Origin of the sequence: Vibrio sp. 10N.222.52.C3 (assembly GCF_041474195.1) — a bacterium.
GTDB classification, from domain to species: Bacteria; Pseudomonadota; Gammaproteobacteria; order Enterobacterales; family Vibrionaceae; genus Vibrio; species Vibrio crassostreae_C.
This window is the reverse complement of sequence record NZ_JBFRTQ010000038.1, coordinates 18287-36728: the sequence shown is the minus strand read 5'-3', so window position 1 is coordinate 36728 and position 18442 is coordinate 18287. Positions and strand designations below refer to the sequence as shown.

14 protein-coding genes and 1 pseudogene are annotated in these 18442 nt (G+C 44.7%); 10 read left to right on the top strand and 5 right to left on the bottom strand.

Translation table 11 applies throughout. The features are described from left to right. Nucleotides 1-172 precede the first annotated feature (172 nt). The 6 genes and pseudogenes from AB4517_RS07410 to AB4517_RS07385 all read left to right on the top strand — a co-directional run bounded on the left by AB4517_RS07410 (nucleotide 173) and on the right by AB4517_RS07385 (nucleotide 7616). Entirely contained in the window at nucleotides 173-1183 is a 1011-nt protein-coding gene (locus AB4517_RS07410) for a putative 2-aminoethylphosphonate ABC transporter substrate-binding protein (RefSeq protein WP_372148131.1), read from the top strand. A gap of 136 nt (nucleotides 1184-1319) precedes the next feature. After that, nucleotides 1320-2741, top strand: coding sequence for an FAD-dependent oxidoreductase (locus AB4517_RS07405; RefSeq protein ID WP_372148130.1), 1422 nt, complete (start codon nucleotides 1320-1322; stop codon nucleotides 2739-2741). Between the two features lie 227 nt (nucleotides 2742-2968). Further along, the gene (locus tag AB4517_RS07400; protein ID WP_136999162.1) at nucleotides 2969-4078 is read left to right on the top strand and encodes a putative 2-aminoethylphosphonate ABC transporter ATP-binding protein; all 1110 of its coding nucleotides are present in this window, start codon (nucleotides 2969-2971) and stop codon (nucleotides 4076-4078) included. Nucleotides 4079-4099: 21 nt separating this feature from the next. Beyond that, the gene (locus AB4517_RS07395; RefSeq protein WP_372058053.1) at nucleotides 4100-5809 is read left to right on the top strand and encodes a putative 2-aminoethylphosphonate ABC transporter permease subunit; all 1710 of its coding nucleotides are present in this window, start codon (nucleotides 4100-4102) and stop codon (nucleotides 5807-5809) included. A gap of 67 nt (nucleotides 5810-5876) precedes the next feature. After that, nucleotides 5877-6581: a phosphonate utilization transcriptional regulator PhnR gene (gene phnR, locus AB4517_RS07390; RefSeq protein WP_029235340.1), complete on the top strand. Its 705-nt coding sequence runs from the start codon at nucleotides 5877-5879 to the stop codon at nucleotides 6579-6581. Between the two features lie 136 nt (nucleotides 6582-6717). Next, nucleotides 6718-7616, top strand: a pseudogene (locus tag AB4517_RS07385) (multidrug transporter). 134 nt (nucleotides 7617-7750) lie between these two features. On the opposite strand, the gene AB4517_RS07380 reads toward AB4517_RS07385, so the two are convergent. The 3 genes from AB4517_RS07380 to AB4517_RS07370 all read right to left on the bottom strand — a co-directional run bounded on the left by AB4517_RS07380 (nucleotide 7751) and on the right by AB4517_RS07370 (nucleotide 11998). Beyond that, nucleotides 7751-8533 carry a siderophore-interacting protein gene (locus tag AB4517_RS07380; protein WP_017070633.1) on the bottom strand — a complete coding sequence of 261 codons (783 nt, stop codon included), beginning with the start codon at nucleotides 8531-8533 and terminating at the stop codon, nucleotides 7751-7753. A 200-nt stretch (nucleotides 8534-8733) separates the two neighbouring features. After that, a complete protein-coding gene (locus tag AB4517_RS07375) occupies nucleotides 8734-10212 on the bottom strand; it encodes a peptide MFS transporter (RefSeq protein ID WP_080582209.1) in 1479 nt (492 codons plus the stop codon). 415 nt (nucleotides 10213-10627) lie between these two features. Then, entirely contained in the window at nucleotides 10628-11998 is a 1371-nt protein-coding gene (locus AB4517_RS07370) for an L-serine ammonia-lyase (RefSeq protein WP_372148129.1), read from the bottom strand. Nucleotides 11999-12354: 356 nt separating this feature from the next. Here AB4517_RS07370 and AB4517_RS07365 point away from each other — a divergent pair, with 356 nt between their 5' ends. Continuing rightward, nucleotides 12355-13233: a YdcF family protein gene (locus AB4517_RS07365; RefSeq protein WP_372123051.1), complete on the top strand. Its 879-nt coding sequence runs from the start codon at nucleotides 12355-12357 to the stop codon at nucleotides 13231-13233. A 4-nt stretch (nucleotides 13234-13237) separates the two neighbouring features. Here AB4517_RS07365 and AB4517_RS07360 read toward each other — a convergent pair whose 3' ends face one another. Both AB4517_RS07360 and AB4517_RS07355 read right to left on the bottom strand, forming a co-directional pair. Beyond that, nucleotides 13238-13360 (bottom strand): hypothetical protein, encoded by a 123-nt coding sequence (locus AB4517_RS07360; protein WP_017059520.1) that lies wholly within the window; start codon nucleotides 13358-13360, stop codon nucleotides 13238-13240. 39 nt (nucleotides 13361-13399) lie between these two features. Further along, nucleotides 13400-13660, bottom strand: a complete 261-nt coding sequence (locus AB4517_RS07355) for a DUF333 domain-containing protein (RefSeq protein ID WP_017059521.1) — start codon at nucleotides 13658-13660, stop codon at nucleotides 13400-13402. Between the two features lie 302 nt (nucleotides 13661-13962). Between AB4517_RS07355 and AB4517_RS07350 the strand changes: the two genes are divergently transcribed. The 3 genes from AB4517_RS07350 to AB4517_RS07340 all read left to right on the top strand — a co-directional run bounded on the left by AB4517_RS07350 (nucleotide 13963) and on the right by AB4517_RS07340 (nucleotide 18251). Next, nucleotides 13963-14481, top strand: a complete 519-nt coding sequence (locus tag AB4517_RS07350) for an NUDIX hydrolase (protein WP_017059522.1) — start codon at nucleotides 13963-13965, stop codon at nucleotides 14479-14481. A gap of 228 nt (nucleotides 14482-14709) precedes the next feature. Continuing rightward, nucleotides 14710-16473, top strand: a complete 1764-nt coding sequence (locus tag AB4517_RS07345) for an ABC transporter ATP-binding protein (RefSeq protein ID WP_017070637.1) — start codon at nucleotides 14710-14712, stop codon at nucleotides 16471-16473. Then, nucleotides 16467-18251, top strand: coding sequence for an ABC transporter ATP-binding protein (locus AB4517_RS07340; RefSeq protein WP_372148128.1), 1785 nt, complete (start codon nucleotides 16467-16469; stop codon nucleotides 18249-18251). Before AB4517_RS07345 ends, AB4517_RS07340 begins: the two co-directional genes overlap by 7 nt. Nucleotides 18252-18442 lie beyond the last annotated feature (191 nt).

Here is an 18442-nt window from a genome sequence, read left to right as displayed (position 1 = left end):
AAGCCAGTTAGCTTAATAATCGAAATCTGGTACATACCAGTGGGGCCAACAACTGGAATGAATTTTTGAATATAGGTGCCTCTCGATAGGGCTTCTAGCTTTAACAACTTTAACTTTGGCAATTTTTAATTTTGGCAACTTCTCACTCTAGAGTTGGGCCTGACTGGAGAAAATGATGAAAAACCGTTTTATGAAAGGATCACTTGCAGCATTAGTCACACTATTAGCTGGTAACGCTTATGCGGCACAGGAAGTGACGGTTTATACCGCTTTTGAAACTGACATCTTAGCGAAGTACAAAAATGCTTTTGAAAGCGAAAACCCAGACATCAACATCAAATGGGTTCGTGATTCAACAGGAATCATGACGGCAAAATTATTGGCTGAGAAAAACAACCCTCGTGCAGAAGTGGTGTGGGGCCTTGCGGGTTCTTCAATGGCTCTACTTAAGGAGGAGGGCATTCTTAAGCCTTACACTCCTCAAGGTGTAGAAGCGCTGCGCTCAAACCTCAACGATCCGCAATCTACTCAAGCTTGGTATGGCAACGATGCATTCTTCAATGCGGTTTGTTTCAACGAAGCGGTAGCGAAACAACTTAACCTACCAGCACCTAAATCTTGGGATGACCTAACCAAGCCTATCTACAAAGGCCACATTGCGATGCCAAACCCAGCGTCTTCTGGTACGGGTTATATGCAAGTGTCTGCTTGGCTACAAAACATGGGTGAAGACCAAGGTTGGAACTACATGCAGAAGCTAGACCAAAACATCGCTCACTACACGCACTCTGGTTCTAAGCCATGTGTTCAAGCGGGTATGGGTGAAGTCGCTATCGGTATTTCTATGGCGAGCCGCGGCGCTAAGCTGAAAACTCAAGGTGCACCACTTTCTGTGATTACGCCTGAAGGTATCGGCTGGGAATCTGAAGCGGTAGGTCTTGTGAAGCCGTCTGATGCTGCGCAACGCGTGGTTGATTGGTCTATCTCTAAAGCAGCAAACGAGCTTTACATCGAAATGTACCCAGTTGTTGGTCACCAAGATGTGACGGCAACAATTGAAAACTTCCCTAACGTCGAAAAGAACATGGCAAAAATGGACTTTGCACGTATGGGCTGCGAGCGTGCAGACGTATTGAAAACATGGTCTGAGAAGTTTGACGCTAAATCAGAGCCAAAATCTTAATCTATCGAGCTACTCAGTTAATTAACTATTTAGCTATTTAACTGTTTAGTTCATTAGAAGTTAGAAATCAGTAAAGGAAGGCTTCGGTCTTCCTTTTTTAGTTTTACGCCTTTAGGTTTTAAGTAAGGTACAACAAATGACAAAGCACTACTCATATTGGTTCAAGCAAGCGTTGGAACAAGAGTTTGGCAACATCCATGCGGGGCTAGATTCGGCTAAGCCGCTCCAAAAAGACGTCAACTGTGATATCGCCATTGTTGGCGGTGGCTATACGGGTTTATGGACGGCGATTTTAATCAAACAACAGCAACCAGAAAAGCATGTTGTCGTGATTGAAAAAGGCCTATGTGGTAGCGGTGCTTCTGGTGCGAACGGCGGTTGCATGCTGACGTGGTCAACTAAGTATCCGACGCTGAAAAAGCTCTATGGAAAAGAACAAGCGAAATGGTTGGTTAAGGAGTCGGAAAAGGTTATATACGAGATCGAAGCCTTCTGTAACGAACACAAGATTGACGCGCATCTATATCGAAGCGGTACTTACTACACGGCGACTAATGAAGCCCAAAAGGGTGGAATGGAGCCTGTTGTTAATGAGCTGGTTAAGCAGGGTATCAATAGCTGGAAGAAGTGCGACAATTCTTTGGCTGATAAAGCGGGATCTGAACGCCACATTGAGGGTTACTACTCAGAAGCTGCGGGTAGTGTGCAGCCAGCGTTATTGGCGAGAGGCTTACGCCGCGTTGCGATCGAATTGGGTGTCGAAATTCACGAAAACACAGAAATGACATCACTCGACTATGGCTCTCCCGCTCGAATTCAAACCAAAGGCGGGTCAGTATTTGCGGATAAAGTGATTTTGGCACTCAATGCGTGGATGCTCGATCACTTCAAAGAGTTCAAACGCAGCATTGTGGTTGTCTCTTCAGATATGGTGGTGACCAAGCCCATTCCGGAAAAGCTCAAGCAATTTGGCCCAGAGAAAGGGGCGGCGGTGGTAGATTCGCGTATCTTTGTCCACTACTACCGAGATACCCAGGACGGACGACTCATGTTGGGCAAAGGCGGCAATAAATTCTCGTTTGCGAATCAGGTTGAAAGCATGTTCAACCAAACGACTAACTACCTACCGATTCTCAATCAATCGTTCCAAAAATTGTTCCCTAAATTGGAACAAAGTGAATTCGATTACAACTGGTCTGGCGGCTCAGATCGTTCGGTCACCGGATTGCCATTTTTCGGTAATCTAAAAGGCCAAAGCAACATCTATTATGGGCTTGGTTACTCTGGAAATGGCGTTGCTCAAACCCGTATGGGCGGGAAGGTTTTGTCAGCAATGGTACTCGATATCGACAATGCTTGGACGCGAAGCGGTTTAACTAAAGGCCCATTAGGACACTTCCCGCCAGAGCCATTCCGTTGGGTTGGTGCGATGATGGTGCGTGATGCGGTACGAAGAAAAGAGAACGCGGAAGATTCGGGTAACACGCCATTGTGGCTAGATAAACAGTTATCCAAACTCGCAGGTGCGGCGGGCAAAGCCGACAAGGTTGAATCATAGATTAATCTTGCGTTTAAATTAGAAGTTTACATTAAGGCTCTCAGTGATTTATGGGCAAGTCACTGAGGGCTTTCAACGTTGAACGAACTGTTAATGCTGAACAAATAGCAATCCTTAATGCTTATTATATGTGCAATATAACTGTCATTTAGCTACTATAAATTTGTCACTCAACTGCAATATTCTCAGTTTAAATTTGGTATATACCATATAGAGAGTGCTGTAGTATGAGCAACCAAACTTATTTGAATATTGAAAACGTTGTAAAGCAATTTGGCCAATTTACAGCGTTAAAAGACATCTCCCTATCGATAGATAAAGGCGAGTTCGTCTGCTTCCTTGGCCCATCTGGCTGTGGAAAAACCACCTTATTACGTGCGATTGCAGGCCTAGACTTACCAACGTCAGGTTCTATTGAGCAGAACGGTAATGATACGACCTTCTTGCCACCAGAAAAGCGCGACTTTGGCATCGTGTTCCAGTCTTACGCTTTGTTTCCAAATCTCACTGTGGAAGAAAATATTGCGATTGGTCTGAAAAACCAAGGCATGTCGACCAAAGAAGCCCTTGAGACGGTTGAGTCTTGGTTAGAAACCATCGGCTTACCAACGTCTGGTCAGAAATATCCAAATCAGCTATCTGGTGGACAGCAGCAGCGTGTTGCTCTGGCTCGCGCATTGGCGTTATCTCCAGGCTTGTTGCTACTCGACGAACCACTTTCTGCGTTGGACGCGAAGGTAAGAACACACCTACGTGATGAGATCTGCCAACTGCAACGCAAGCTGGGTATCACCACTATTATGGTGACGCACGACCAAGATGAAGCGTTAACGATGGCAGACCGTATTGTCGTGATGAATCATGGTGTTATCGAGCAGGTCGGTGCTCCTCAAGAGATCTACCAAAAACCCGTCAGTCGTTTTGTTGCTGAGTTTGTTGGCAGCATGAACTTTATCCAAGCTTCTGTTGCGGCTCAAGGCAAGATGCGCATTGCTGAGTCAATGCTGCCGTTACCTGGCTTAGATAATCTCACGCCAAATCTGGGTGATGTTTTCGATATTGCCGTTCGTCCAGAGCAAATCCAGTTTGTTGATCGTTTTAGTGAATCCTTGCCAGTGAGAATCGTATCAAGCGAATTCTTAGGGGCGTTTTATCGTATTGAGTGCCAATTGCAACATGACTCAACGGCGAAAGAGATCATCGTTGATGTACCCGTCAAAGAGTTCAACCGATTGAAGCTGCGTCGCAGTGATATTCGTTACGTGGCGTTTGATCAAGAAGGCCTTAGAGCTTACCCATCGAAAAGCCTGCAAGTGATGAAAGACGAGGCGGCGTAAACAATCATGGAATCGACTCAAATGATGCAATCTAAGCTGCTAATTCAACGACGAGTACAACCTTTTCTGGCTCGGTTAAGCAAAGACAACGTAATTCTGTTTGGGCTGTTGGCCTTTTTGTCTGTGGTCATGACGTTGTTTATCCTGATGCCACTGTGGGCGATGTTGAAAAAGAGTGTTCAGAACGCAGATGGCGAATTTGTAGGCTTACAGAATTTCGCAACGTATTTTGCGTCTCAAAGCTTATGGCAGTCGGTAGGCAATACCTTCACGCTTGGGTTGCTAGTGACAGTTGTCGTGGGCGTCTTGGCGTTTGGTTATGCCTATGCGCTAACTCGTTCATGCATGCCTTTTAAGGGGCTTTTTCAAGTGCTGGGTTCTGCGCCTATTCTTGCTCCGTCACTGCTTCCTGCAATCAGTCTTATCTTCCTATTTGGTAACCAAGGTATCGCTAAAGAAGTCTTAGGTGGCAACTCGGTTTATGGCTTGATTGGTATCTCACTGGGCTTGATATTCTGGACGTTTCCACACGCCTTGATGATCCTGACCACCTCATTAAGAACCTCTGACGCTCGCCTTTATGAGGCAGCACGTGCACTCAATACTTCATCGTTAAAAACCTTTTTCATGGTGACGTTACCTGCGGCAAAATACGGCTTGATCAGCACCCTGATCGTTGTGTTTACGCTGGTGGTTTGTGACTTTGGTGTGCCAAAGGTGATCGGTGGTAGCTACAACGTGTTATCGACTGACATCTTTAAGCAGGTGGTTGGTCAACAGAACTTCTCTATGGGTGCAGTAACCAGTATCTTGCTGCTATTACCTGCGTTGCTTGCGTTTACCGTTGACCGCTGGGTTCAAAAGAAACAAAAGAGCTTGTTTGATACTCGTTCCGTCGCGTACCAACCTGAACCTAGTTCACTACGTGATGGCTTATGTTTCCTTTATTGCACCATCATCTCTGCTGCTGTGGTTATTGTGTTGGGCATGGCGATATACGGTTCGATGGTCACCTTCTGGCCTTGGAACAAAGCGCTGACGCTAAACAACTACAACTTCGCAGAAATGAGTACTTATGGTTGGGCGCCATTCTTCAACTCCTTAACGCTTGGTGCTTGGACTGCGGTTATTGGTACTGTTCTGATTTTCTTAGGTGCATACTGCATTGAGAAAGGTCGCGCCTTCGGTCCTGTTCGTCAAGCGATGCAAATGCTCAGCGTTGTTCCGATGGCCGTTCCGGGTATGGTGCTGGGTTTGGGTTATATCTTCTACTTCAATGATTTGAGTAACCCACTTAACTTCTTGTATGGCACGATGGCGTTCTTGGTGATTAATACCGTGGTTCACTACTACACGGTAGGGCACATGACGGCGTTAACGGCATTGAAACAACTGCCTTCCGAAATTGAAGCAACAGCGGCTTCGGTAAACTTACCGCAATACAAGCTGTTCTTTAAGGTGACGTTACCTGTTTGTCTGCCGGCGATTTTAGATATTGCGACATACCTGTTTATTAATGCACTTACCACGACATCTGCGGTAGTATTCTTGTATTCTACCAATACGATTCCAGCGTCAGTATCAGTACTGAATATGGACGATGCAGGTCAAACCGGTGCAGCAGCAGCGATGGCGGTGATGATCATGATATCTGCAGCGAGTGCGAAGTTGATTCATATGCTAATCAACAAGTTATTCGATAAGCGCACCCAAGCTTGGCGTAAACGCTAGCGAACCACTTATATTGCAGTTGGCCAAGGAGTGGCTGACGACAAGAACAAGAATGAAAGGAAATGAAGTGCAGTACGTAAAAATCAAAGATGTCATCGTAGAGCAGATAGAGTCGGGGATGTTAACACCACGACAGAAGCTGCCTGCGGAACGTAAGCTGGCTGAATCGTTTGATACGACTCGAGTTACCTTACGCGAAGCCTTGTCTTCACTTGAAGCGGAAGGGCGCATTTATCGAGAAGACCGACGTGGTTGGTTTATCTCTCCCGAGCCGCTTCGTTACGATCCAACACAAACGCTGAACTTCACCAATATGGCTCTATCGCAGAATCGACAGCCGAAAACTGAGTTGGTGGCGGCGAAAGGAATGTTAGCAACCAAGGAGGCGACTCGGCTTCTTGAGTTACAACCTTTCTCGGACGTTTATCGAGTAGACAGAGTTCGTTATCTTGAAGATAGGCCGGTTGTGTATGTGACCAACTACATTCGACCAGAGTTGTTCCCTAACTTGCTTGATTATGACTTGTCTAAATCGTTGACGGACATCTACCGCGAACACTTTGGTGTGGTGTATCAGAAGATCCGTTACCGAGTGAGCACAACGTCTTTACTTGGCGAGACAGCGCAAGCCCTGCGTGCGACTTCTGGCTCACCTGCAATGGTTGTTGAGCGTGTTAACTACAATCAAAACGGCGATCTGATTGACTGTGATATTGAGTATTGGCGTCATGACGCGATCAGTATTGAGTCAATCGCGCAGCTAGAGCGCTAGTCATACGTTAGAACGTTAGCATATCTGCAATTATGCAGGATTGCCCAATTGAAAAGTTCAAAGGTCTCTTATTCGGAGGCCTTTTTATCACCTGTTGTCAGCCGTTGTGCTAATTCATCTATAATTTAGGAATGAAATGGAATTCTCTGCCATCGTCATCGTGACTATTTCGGCTTTGCTTCACGCGGGTTGGAACGTTCTAGGTAAATCGAATCAAGGATCGGGCTCGTCTTTCTTCTTAGCCTCTGGCTTTGCCGCTGCTGCGATATTGACTCCCTATTTGATTTGGTTCATTTACAGTGTCGGCTTTGTGGATATCACGCTTTTATTCTGGAAGCTACTTCTTTTAAGTGGTATTTGCCAAATCATCTATTTAATCGGCTTAGGTGTAGCCTACAAGCAGGCCGATATTGGGGTGATTTACCCGATGGCACGAGCGCTGCCCGTGTTGATGGTGGGTTTAGGCACGGTGTTGATAGGCTATGAGCTGTCACCTAATCAATGGTTTGGCTTCACCTTGATTACCTTGGGTTGTTTGTACCACTTAAGAAGTTTTCAGATCTTAGGTTAAAAGCGTATCTCAACCTTGGCGTACTGTGGGCGTTAATCGCGGCCATTGGTACCACGGGCTATTCCATCATTGATAAAGAAGCGCTTCTGTTACTCGATCCTTTGAGCACACCAGTTATAACTAACAAGCACACCGCGATTTTCTACCTAGGCATTCAGTTTTGGGCGATTGTGATTCCGCTGAGTGTTTGGTTATTCGTAACCAACCAAAGAATCGAGTTTACTAATGCGTGGATACTACGTAAGAAAGCCACAGTGGCCGGTATCATGATGGCTTCGACCTATGGCTTAGTGCTGTTTGCGATGACCATGACTGAAAATGTCAGCTTGGTTGTTGCTCTTAGGCAAGTGAGTATCATTTTCGGCGTAGTGATGGGGATCTACTTTTTAAAGGAAAAGTGGCACGCGACTCGCGGTGTAGGCGTATCTCTAATTATTGCTGGCTTAGTTATCTCATTGACTTAAAAGATCGCCTGAGTGATTGGGGATTTGTGAATAGGTATCTCTATTAAGTTAAATGAAAAAACGCCCTTAGCGAAACAAACTTCGTTAAGGGCGTTTTCTCTTTATCTAGTAAGAAGCTGTAGGTAGTAAAAGACTTACCCTGCTAAATCTTGAGCATCTTGCTGTTTCAACACTTTGTGGCCATCTTCAGTGACACCACGTTTCCAGTAGCTGCTGATGTAGATGTTCTCTTTCGCGACTTCTTTTTCGTTGCGGAAGTATTGTCTTAGCTCACGCATGCTTTCAAATTCACACGCTGTCCATATTGAAACCTGACCTTCTAACCATTCTGTGTTGCGCACGGTTTGTGAAAGTGACTCTGAGGTTTCATCTTCAATCAACCAGGTTACTTTGATACCTTGAGGAGTCTCAAGTACCTGCTTATCTGCTGCTGAGTTGATCTGAATGATAGCGTGCCCCGTTGCTGTTTCTGGGAGCGTTTTTACTTTTGCAGAAAGCGCAGGTAGGGACGTCATGTCTGCAACTAAGAAGAACCAGTCTGACTCTAGGTTAAGCCCCTGAATTAAACCAGGGCCAGCCACTGAAACCGTGTCACCCACTTTTGCGTTCATTGCCCATCGAGCCGCAAAACCACATTGCAAATCTGTAGTGATATGGCGAACAAAATCAACTTCAATCCACTGCTCTACAGGATTGTACTGACGAATGGTGTAAGTGCGCATGGTTGGGCGCTCACCTTCGTTTAGCTGGCTTAAATCAGTCGTGCCAAGTGGCGAGAATAAAAGCTTGATGTAGCCGCCGGCACATTCTGTTGGGTATTTACTTAATCCCTCACCGCTAAGCGTTATGCGCTGCATGTTTGGAGTAATTGTTGAGGTTTGAGTAACGGTTAATGTGATAGGGCTAGGCTTGCTCATATAAGGCTCTCTTAGATTTGGATTTCCACATCATAATCCTGAACTAAAAAACACTCAATACTAATAGTTATCATTTACTTTGATTTACACATGTACTACCTAACTTATACGACAGATCCTATTGAGAAACGGATCCTACAAAAAAGAGCCCTTTAGAAAACTAAAGGGCTCTTAGGATTGGTTTGACTCAGCGAACAGAATTAGCTGTTTGCTTGCTCTAGTTCAATCGTTTCTTCAGCGGCTTTCGCAGCTTCTAGCATCTTACGAATAATGAACGATGCTGCCATTGCGATACCTACCATCACGACGGCAAGAACAGTCAGCATTTGGAAGTAATCACCGTAAACCGTTTGCACGATCTCTTGTGTGATCTCTTGACCTTTCTCTAGTGCAATAGACGTTGAGAATACCGCGCCAACAATGCCTGATAGTGCGATAGCAACAGAGAACAAGCTTACTGAGAAGTTTTCAATGTGCTTAGGTGCAACAGACAGGATGAAGGCTACAACCATTGAACCTACAATCACTTCACCGAATGCTAGGAAGAAGTGAATCGCTAGGAAGACTTCTGGGCGGATCAGAATATCGTCACCAACTGTCGTTACTGCCATCGTAAGGATACCGAAAGCGATAGCCGTAAGGATGAAAGAGAAACCGACTTTGGTTGCAGTTGAGAAGTTAATGTTTTTCTTTTCTAGGTTAGAGAAGATACCCGCGATGATAGGGCCAGCAACCATACACCATAGTGGGTTCATTGCCATTGAAGCTTCAGGTGCGACAGGGATGAAACCAAATAGATCGCCACGCATTGTGTTGATCGCTACCATTGTCATCGAAGTCATCATCTGACCGTAGTACACGAAGAAACATGTCGTCAGGAATGTGATGATTAAGATAGTCCCCATTTTTAGCATGTCTGATTTCTTCGATTTCATCATCAAAGAGACAAAGTAGATGATCGCTGCCCCACCGATTGCGTACACGATGTTTTGGCCAATATCCATGTTAGAGAACATGAAGAATACCAAGCCGATCATTGCTGCAGAAAGACCAAGGAACGCTGCCCAGTTTTTAGTGCTTACTGGTTTTTGGTCGATTTCAGCACTTGCTTCAACAAGGCCTTTGCGAACAAAGATCATCATCAGAAGCGCAGCACCGGCTAGCACCGCTGAAAGAAGGAAACCACCGTGGAAACCAACAACAAGTACTAGCATTGGGAACAGGTATTGGCCTAACAGAGCACCAATATTGTTTACTGAGTAGTTGATTGGGTAGCAGTTCTCAAAATCTTCTTGAGTTTTGAACGTGCGTTTGTAAAGACTTGGGTAAGAAGGGGACATCAAACCACGTGCATAACTTGCTAACGCAATACCACATAATGCCATCGGAACATTGGTTGCTGCTGCACCAAGTACCAGTAGAACGTAACCACTTGCGAACCCTAGGAAGGCAATGGTTAAAGATCGGTAGGCGCCTAAAAACTTGTCGGCGATAAAGCCACCTGCGATAGCAAATAGCGGTCCGATTGCAGAGAAAGCACCAACAACCATCATGGTGTCGGCTTCATTGTAGTTCAGATCTTCAAGGAAGAAACGAGTCAAGATCACCATGACGCCATAGAACGAAAGTCCGAACATCATTTGGCAGAACATCATTGATTTGTTTAATCTATTCCACATTATTTTATTCTCACGTTTGTATTAATATGTAGTGTAATTGCCCGATTATAATATCATTAGTAGTAATACATAAACTTAAACATCTGTCCCAAGCAGAACTTTACTCGATATATCTTTTCTTATGAGTGCATTCATATTTCTCATGAATGAGATTTGCAACGTTAGATTTTGCAAGTGGATGCATGGCGGTATGAAATTTAGCCATCATCATTTGTGGCTAAGTAATGAACTAATAAAGGGAAAGTTAGAGGTAGTCATTCTGTAAGTTATTTTGAGTGAGTATCACTTTCAATTAGCTGTTGGGCTTTAGCCAATAAAAAAGCCAGCTTGGTGGCTGGCTTTGTTGAGATATTGAAAACTAAGTTTACAAGAATGCTGTCTCTATAGAGGCTTTCTCCACTCGTGTTCCTGTCTTTTATTCACAAGGTGGTGCCATGTGGATCACGGCTAGGCCGCCTAGAGAAGTTTCACGGTACTTCTTGTTCATGTCTTTACCTGTTTGGTACATGGTCTCGATAACCTTGTCTAACGAGATAAGACACTTGCTGGTACGTTTCAACGCCATGCGCGATGCATTGATGGCTTTCATTGCACCCATTGCGTTACGTTCGATACATGGCACCTGAACAAGGCCACCGATCGGATCGCATGTCATGCCCAGTGAGTGTTCCATCGCGATCTCAGCGGCAATACAAATCTGTTCGTTGCTACCACCACGTAGGGCAGTTAGGCCTGCTGCGGCCATTGATGAAGAAACGCCGACTTCACCCTGACAACCTACCTCTGCGCCAGAAATCGAAGCGTTGGTTTTGTATAAGATGCCGATTGCGCCAGAGACTGCCAAGAAGTCTTTAAGCTGCTTGGTGTCTAGCTCCTTGATGAAACGATGGTAGTACATCAATACCGCAGGAATAACCCCAGCTGCACCGTTGGTAGGTGATGTCACGACCTGACCGCCCGCTGCATTCTCTTCACTCACGGCAAAGGCAAATAGGTTAATCCAATCCATGATCTCCATTGGATCGTTTTCAATCGAGGCATTCGCTTCAAGCTTTTTAAGCAGAGCAGGTGCTCGACGAGTGACTTCTAGGCCGCCATCAAGGATGCCTTCCGTGTCAAAGCCACGCTGTATACACAGAGACATCACCTTCCAAATTTGGTCGGCTTTCTGGTCAATCACATCCATACCTTGGAATGAAACTTCGTTACGTAGAATTAAGCCACCAAGGCTCAGTCCTTGTTGTTCGGATAGTTCAAGCAACTGATCAGCAGAAGAGAAAGGGAACTCAACTTGAGTTTCTGCTTCCTGTATGCCGTTTTGTAGCTCATCAGCGGTTGCGATAAAGCCACCACCAATCGAGTAGTAGGTTTCCATATCCAGAAGGCTGCCGCTTTCGTTAAAGGCAGAGATAGTCATACCATTTTCATGCAGCGGAAGGTTGGTCTTGTGGAAGAGCAGATCGCTTTCTACATCGAAATAAATTTCATGGTTACCGCTAACCAATAGAGATTTATCTTCAATCGCCTTACGCATTGCTTGGTTAGCACTGGTGATTTTAATGGTGTCGGGGCGGTTACCTAGCAAACCTAACAAGGTCGCTCTGTCTGTGTGGTGACCAATACCCGTCAATGATAACGAGCCGTATAAGTCGATTTGAATACGCTTCACTTGCTTAAGCTGAGCATCAATTTTTTGGGTAAAGTTAAACCCAGCGATCATTGGTCCATTTGTGTGGGAGCTGGATGGTCCAACCCCAATTTTGTAGATATCAAAAATAGACAGCATAGTAACTTCCTGTGAAGACGGTTCGATGGACGAACTCTGTGTAAAATTTGTATTTGGTTAGTTGCACTTCTTTGAGTGAACCTGTTCTGTGGGTGAAACAGTTATGCGATAGAGCGTATTCATTGATTGAAAGGGCTCTTTTATCGACTAGTGCTAACAAGCATAGAGCGATGAAATACAAGAGCGTGCTATGTTTGCTGTAAAGCGACACGTTTATTCTTGTATTACCTAAGATGTCGCTATCAATAGTGAGCATTATTGCGAGCAACATATAAGAATTTCAAAATACTTTTGTTAACAAGTATTGTATACATAATTCACTCCATCTAATCCCCAAAACGAGACTTGAACATAAAATGAGCATTAATCACCTCCTTATTGTGCTGGGTAAGCGACTTAATGAGAATAAATTGACTGATGAAGGAATCAGTCGAGTTGATGCTTTGGTTGAGTATCTGGCGGAGCCTTTGGTAGAAGAGTCGAATCAGCAAACTGCGGTAGCATTTTGTGGTGGGCTAACAAAAGGGCAAACACTGTCTGAAGCCGACGCGATGCACCAGTACTTTAGAAAGCTTGAAAAGCAGCGTGAACATCCGTTTTCTTTAGGGGCGATTTTGCTCGAGCAGCACTCGACCAACACTGTCGAGAATATACAGAACTTGGCCTCAGAGATGATTGCAAGCGGGCTGTTTACTCGCGGGCAAAGTGTGCAAGTGACATTCGTTTCGAATGACTACCATTTACAACGTATATTCGAGATTCAATCGATCATGGGCGAGCAAGGTTTGCTTAAAGTTCTCATCGAGAAGTGTTCCGCACTTGGGGTAGAGCAGCAAATAGATCGCAGGTTGGAGGCTCATGTTGCGGTGCCATACCCACATCAAAGTGCTCAGGGGCAATTGTTTCTGTTGATGGACGTACTGACGACCTACCGAGTTTATCTTGAAGGTGTTTGTGCGGGCGCATTTAAGCGAGATTTAGAGTTGGTTAGACGAGAGCCAGAAAGACTGTCTTTGGAAGCATTGATCACTGCCAAAGAGCTCGTTGGACGTTCATCTGACTTTGACATTGTGGAGAGTTTACTCCCAGCATTGGAGCGCTGTATCCAGCAGACTTCAGTGGGTACCGATGTAAAAAAAGTCAGGGAATACCTAGCTCTACTAGATACTAACCTGACTTTATTGAATCGTTATTTAGATCCGGAATCGGATCACACACATCGCTGGTGGCGATAGGTGATTATTTCTTTCTCGTGATGCCAATAACGGTCTTTAAACTCGCAAAGGCAATCAGACAGTAAGCTAGAAGCTCAGTGCCTTCTTCAGCGATGTTTTTAACCGCTCGAACGTAATCATCGCCCATAACATTGTGCCAGAAGGCTCATGTGTTTTTTTACAGTGATTAACTTTGGTTTTCTGAATCTTGCTCATGGTTATTGCGGTAGTACTCCCACTGTTCAATGCGCTCGCCGTCATCGAATACACAGTAAGTTGTACGCTGATTGTTTTCAGTAACCGTGTCTAATTCACCGTCTTGTTGAACACAATAAACCGCTGCTGGGTTAGCGACTGAAACACGTTGGCCCTCGCTATATTCTGCATAGTCGTTTGCACAACCGCCTAATACAACGGCACATACAGCCATCAAACCAATTTTCTTCATGTCTATCTCCTACGTGATAACTCTATAATCGAATGCGTTAAGTTCTACAGAACCAAATGAGAAGCTCTATGAAATTAGTATATTTTAGATTTCAGAAAAGGTTGTCCTAATTTGGTCAAGATATTGAAATAGGTTGATATTTCTTCATGTTTAACGACTTTTTGAGTGTTAGATCAAGCTAAGTGGATTCAAGTTACCGTAGGAATATCCCCGTCCGATCCGTTCTGGTTAGCGGTTGTGAACCTCGAATCTATTGATGATTATGATATGATGCCGCCAAATTCAGTAGAGCAGTCAGAATCATGAGACACCTAAAAACAACCATCCATCCTGATATCGACCATCTAGACAATAAAACGGTCTATAAGCGCAACGCTGCCCGTGCCATTGTGTTAGATGGTGAAGACATTCTGATGCTGTATACAGAGCGTTATCACGACTACACCATTCCTGGTGGTGGTTTGGATGAAGGGGAAGATGTGATCGCAGGTATGGTTCGTGAACTCGAAGAAGAGACTGGCGCGAAGAATATCCATAGCATCAAGCCGTTCGGCATTTTTGAAGAGTTTCGTCCTTGGTACAAAGATGATGCAGACATGATGCACATGATTTCTTACTGCTACTCATGCAAGATCGATCGTGAGCTTGGTGAAACGGCTTACGAAGATTATGAAGTGAAAAACGGGATGAAACCGGTGTGGATGAATATCCATGAAGCGATCGCTCATAACGAAAAGACCATGGCAGAGAGCCCTAAGAAGGGCATGAGTATTGAACGTGAAACCTTTTTGCTGCATTTGATTGCCAAAGAGATGCTTTAGCCGTTATCAATACTAGCCTGCTAAGCTATTTATTTGCCGCCACTTTTGGCGGCAAAATTGTTTCTAGCAATGCTAAAATTTAATAGCGGAAACTAATTATTGAATATGGTTGATATTGTCAACTAAGTGTTTTTGATGTATCTTTACCTCAGCGATGAACCTATCTAGCTTAACTGCCCGGTTATATCGTTAAATCTCGCTGTGAGCCTGCCCTAAACAAAGAATACTATGAATAAAAGACAGTTTATTGCCCATTATCTGCGCATGAATCGCACCTCGTACTTATTGGCGATTGTGTTCATCTTTCTCGTCAACTGGTTACAAGTAGAGATCCCTCGTTATATCCAATTGGCGATAGATTTGATTGATGATGCCTCTTCAACTGGCCACCAACAGCTTCAAACCTATGTTTGGATTGTGGTCGGGATGTCGGTTGCCATGGTGGTGGTGAGAATTCTGTCTCGTATCTATGCGCTTAATCCGGGGCGAATTACAGAGGCCGCACTTAAAAGTACACTTCTACAAAAGTTGAATCGCTTACCGAGCAGCTTTCACGAACGCTTTGCTTCGGGTCGACTGATCTCGATTATCAACAATGACCTTAGTGGCATTCGACTGCTGTTTGGTGTCGGCTTCTTGCAGTTCTTCAATGCCTTACTTGCGTTGTCGTTGACGCCTCTTTACATGTGGCGCATATCGCCAGAACTCACACTGTATTCGATCATTCCTATCTCAATCGCTTTTGTGATTTTCCGTGTGGGCTTCAAGCGTATGAAAACGCTGCATTTAGAGCACATGAAGCGTCTACAAAACCTGTCTGCTCAACTAATGAGTTACCTGTCTGGGATTGACTTGATTAAGAGCCAGCAGATGTCACCTTGGGTGAAAGCCGAAACTGAAAAGCTGAACCAGTTATTGCTTGAATGCCGCCTTAAAATTACACGCATTCAAGTCTTCTTTATGCCGGTACTCGACTACGCCAATGACCTGATGAAAATCATCATTCTTGGGCTTGGTGGCTACATGTTAATGAGACAGGAACTCACACTTGGTGAGATTACCGCCTTTCTGACTTACTCGGTTTTGCTCGCTATGCCATTGATGCAACTTGGCAGAATCGCGACCATTTATCAGCGTGGCATGGTAGGTATTCAAAGTGCACAAACCATTCTTAATGCCAAAGTCCCGGAGCTTGATGAAGATAAGCTGACTGAACTAGATGTTGAATCACTGAAGGGAAAAACGTTTTCTGTTCGCAACCTCAGCTTCAGCTATTCAGGTGAAGAACGCGTGATTCTCGATGACATCAGCTTTGATATTCCAGCAGGTAAGAAAGTGGGTGTGTTAGGCGGGATCGGAGCGGGTAAAACGACATTAGTGAACTGCTTAAACCACCACTTGGATGTACCACAAGGTTCTGTTTTCCTTGGTGAAAGAGATGTCACTAGCTTCTCACGCAGTGACTTACGCCGTTACGTGAAAACCGTGACTCAAGACCCTTACCTGTTTTCAGCAACCGTCGAAGACAATATCCGCTTTGGTAGCCTAGATACCGATTTGGCAAAGAGTCAGGTTGATGAAGTGCTAGAGCTCAGCCAGTTGGCTAGTGATGTGACACGTTTTGAACACGGCGATCAAACCTTAGTCGGTGAGAAAGGGATCATGTTGTCAGGTGGTCAGAAGCAGCGCTTAAGTATTGCGCGTGCTTTATTGCAACCCACCGACCTGATCATCATGGATAACGTTCTATCGGCTGTCGACTATGAAACAGAACGTAAGATCTTGGAAGGTTTGTTTAAACGTTTGGAAAATCAATCGGTTCTTGTGGTTTCACACCGCGTTAATGCCCTTGAATATATGGATGAAGTCATCGTGTTGAACGAAGGTAAAGTGATCGCGAAGGGCGACCACGCCACGTTATTGAAAACCTGTGATTACTATTACGATACATGGCAACTACAGCAGAATGAAACGGAGGCAGCAGCATGTTAAAACGTGTTGATCTCAAGTACCTCAAGCACTTTTTTAAGTTTGCTAAGAAATACAAAGGCTCTGCGATTCTGGGCATCGCTATGCTTCCTCTTTCTGTCATCACGAGCTTGTTGTTCCCTTGGCTGATCATTCAAGTGATCGATGTTCACCTGAGTCACGGGGATATGGATGGACTGCTCGAGTACGTCTTCTATCTCGTTGCCGTGCTGGTGGCGAGCTATGTGGTGGATACCACCTATTCGTACAACCTACGTAAAACCGGGCAATACACGATAACTGACATGCGCTCAGTATTGTTTGCTCGCGTGCTCAAACTACCGCGCAGCTATTTTGATAACACACCGATTGGGGTAACGCTTTCACGATTAACCAGTGACTTGGAAACCATCGGGGAGACGTTTGTTCAGTCGGTTGTAGGGCTAGTTAAAGACAGCATCAATACCATTGCTCTGTTGGTGATGATGTTCTTCATTGATTGGCAGTTAACGATGATTGTATTGATCATTATGCCGCCAGTGATGTATTTGACGGTGTATGTGAGAAACCGACTTCGTGCTCTCTATAAGGTGACTCGTTCTTCTCTCGCTCGCGGTATTGGCTTTTTACAAGAAGTCTTATTTGGCATGAAAACCGTTCAGATGTACCGAGCGGAAGAGCAAGTCGAGCAACGCTACCAAGGCTATACCGATGAGTTTTTAAGAGCGCAGAAGAAGATCAATAAATACGATGCGATTTTGTTCTCGTTTATCTCCGGCATCACTTCAATCACTATCGCGATTATGATCTGGTATGGCTCTGAGCAAGTGATAGAAGGAGCGCTCACCTTGGGTGTGCTGATTGCGTTCATCAATACTTTAGAGAAAGTGTTTGTTCCGATCCGAGACTTTACTTCGCAGATCGCTTCGATTCAGAGTTCATTTGCAGCGTTTGACCATATTGAAGAGCTGTTTGTTGAGCCGACTGAAGAAGAAGGGCGCAACCTGTTGTCATCTAACAAGGTTGAGAAGCAGCTTGAACAGTTTGTGAGCCTAGAGTTTAAGAACGTAAGCTTCCGCTACAAAGACGACTCTCCCTACGTTCTAAAGAATGTCTCGTTTGTATTGGAGAAAGGGCATCAAATCGCGCTTGTGGGTTCGACGGGCTCGGGCAAGTCGACGATTCTGCGTCTGATCTCTAAAGCCTACCAAGACTATGAAGGCAGCATTTTGTTGAATGGAATAGAGCTGTCACAGATCTCAAGTGAAGACTCTGCTCATTTGTTCTCAATGATGATGCAAGACGTGCACTTATTTGAAGAGACCATCCAATTCAATATCGCGCTGGGCAAAACGCATCTATCTAGAACTGAGGTTGAACAGGCGGCGCGCTATGTTTATGCCGATAAGTTTATTGAACAATTGCCACAAGGTTATGACTTCCACTTGGAAAAGAACGGCTCCAACTTGTCTGTAGGGCAAACGCAGCTTATCTCGTTCGCTAGAGCGGTTGCACAGGGTGGTCAATTGATGATGCTTGACGAGGCGACCAGTTCGGTAGATTCAATCACCGAAGACCTGATTCAAAAAGCAATGCAGCGCCTTTTCAAGGAAAAAACTGTGATTGCGATTGCACACCGTTTGAGTACCGTTCGTCACTCAGATACGATTTTGGTGTTGGAAAAGGGTGAAATTGTTGAGCAAGGTAATCATCAACAGCTGGTGGCACACAATGGTATTTATGCTGGCTTGTTACAAGAATCGATTGTAGAAACGGGCGATTCTCAAGTAACGGTTGCCTGATCACCTCAAATCAGGTTTACCGTTATCGATACTATGAATTGGTGTTGCTTATGTTTCACCAATTTCTATTCTTTTCTAGTATTCCCAGTAGCTTAGGGAAAATAAAACATATTTTACGATTATTAATATGTTATGATCTCCCTACTACTAAAGGGGTGTCTTAGGGCATCGGGATGTATGCAAGCAAAAAG

Coding starts and splice junctions, on each gene's coding strand:
- AB4517_RS07350 (WP_017059522.1), top strand. CDS start 13,963: ATGAGACACCTAAAAACAACCATCCATCCTGATATCGACCATCTAGAC.
- AB4517_RS07340 (WP_372148128.1), top strand. CDS start 16,467: ATGTTAAAACGTGTTGATCTCAAGTACCTCAAGCACTTTTTTAAGTTT.
- AB4517_RS07400 (WP_136999162.1), top strand. CDS start 2,969: ATGAGCAACCAAACTTATTTGAATATTGAAAACGTTGTAAAGCAATTT.
- AB4517_RS07365 (WP_372123051.1), top strand. CDS start 12,355: ATGAGCATTAATCACCTCCTTATTGTGCTGGGTAAGCGACTTAATGAG.
- AB4517_RS07355 (WP_017059521.1), bottom strand. CDS start 13,660: ATGAAGAAAATTGGTTTGATGGCTGTATGTGCCGTTGTATTAGGCGGT.
- AB4517_RS07360 (WP_017059520.1), bottom strand. CDS start 13,360: ATGGGCGATGATTACGTTCGAGCGGTTAAAAACATCGCTGAAGAAGGC.
- AB4517_RS07370 (WP_372148129.1), bottom strand. CDS start 11,998: ATGCTGTCTATTTTTGATATCTACAAAATTGGGGTTGGACCATCCAGC.
- AB4517_RS07395 (WP_372058053.1), top strand. CDS start 4,100: ATGATGCAATCTAAGCTGCTAATTCAACGACGAGTACAACCTTTTCTG.
- AB4517_RS07410 (WP_372148131.1), top strand. CDS start 173: ATGATGAAAAACCGTTTTATGAAAGGATCACTTGCAGCATTAGTCACA.
- AB4517_RS07405 (WP_372148130.1), top strand. CDS start 1,320: ATGACAAAGCACTACTCATATTGGTTCAAGCAAGCGTTGGAACAAGAG.
- AB4517_RS07380 (WP_017070633.1), bottom strand. CDS start 8,533: ATGAGCAAGCCTAGCCCTATCACATTAACCGTTACTCAAACCTCAACA.
- AB4517_RS07375 (WP_080582209.1), bottom strand. CDS start 10,212: ATGTGGAATAGATTAAACAAATCAATGATGTTCTGCCAAATGATGTTC.
- AB4517_RS07345 (WP_017070637.1), top strand. CDS start 14,710: ATGAATAAAAGACAGTTTATTGCCCATTATCTGCGCATGAATCGCACC.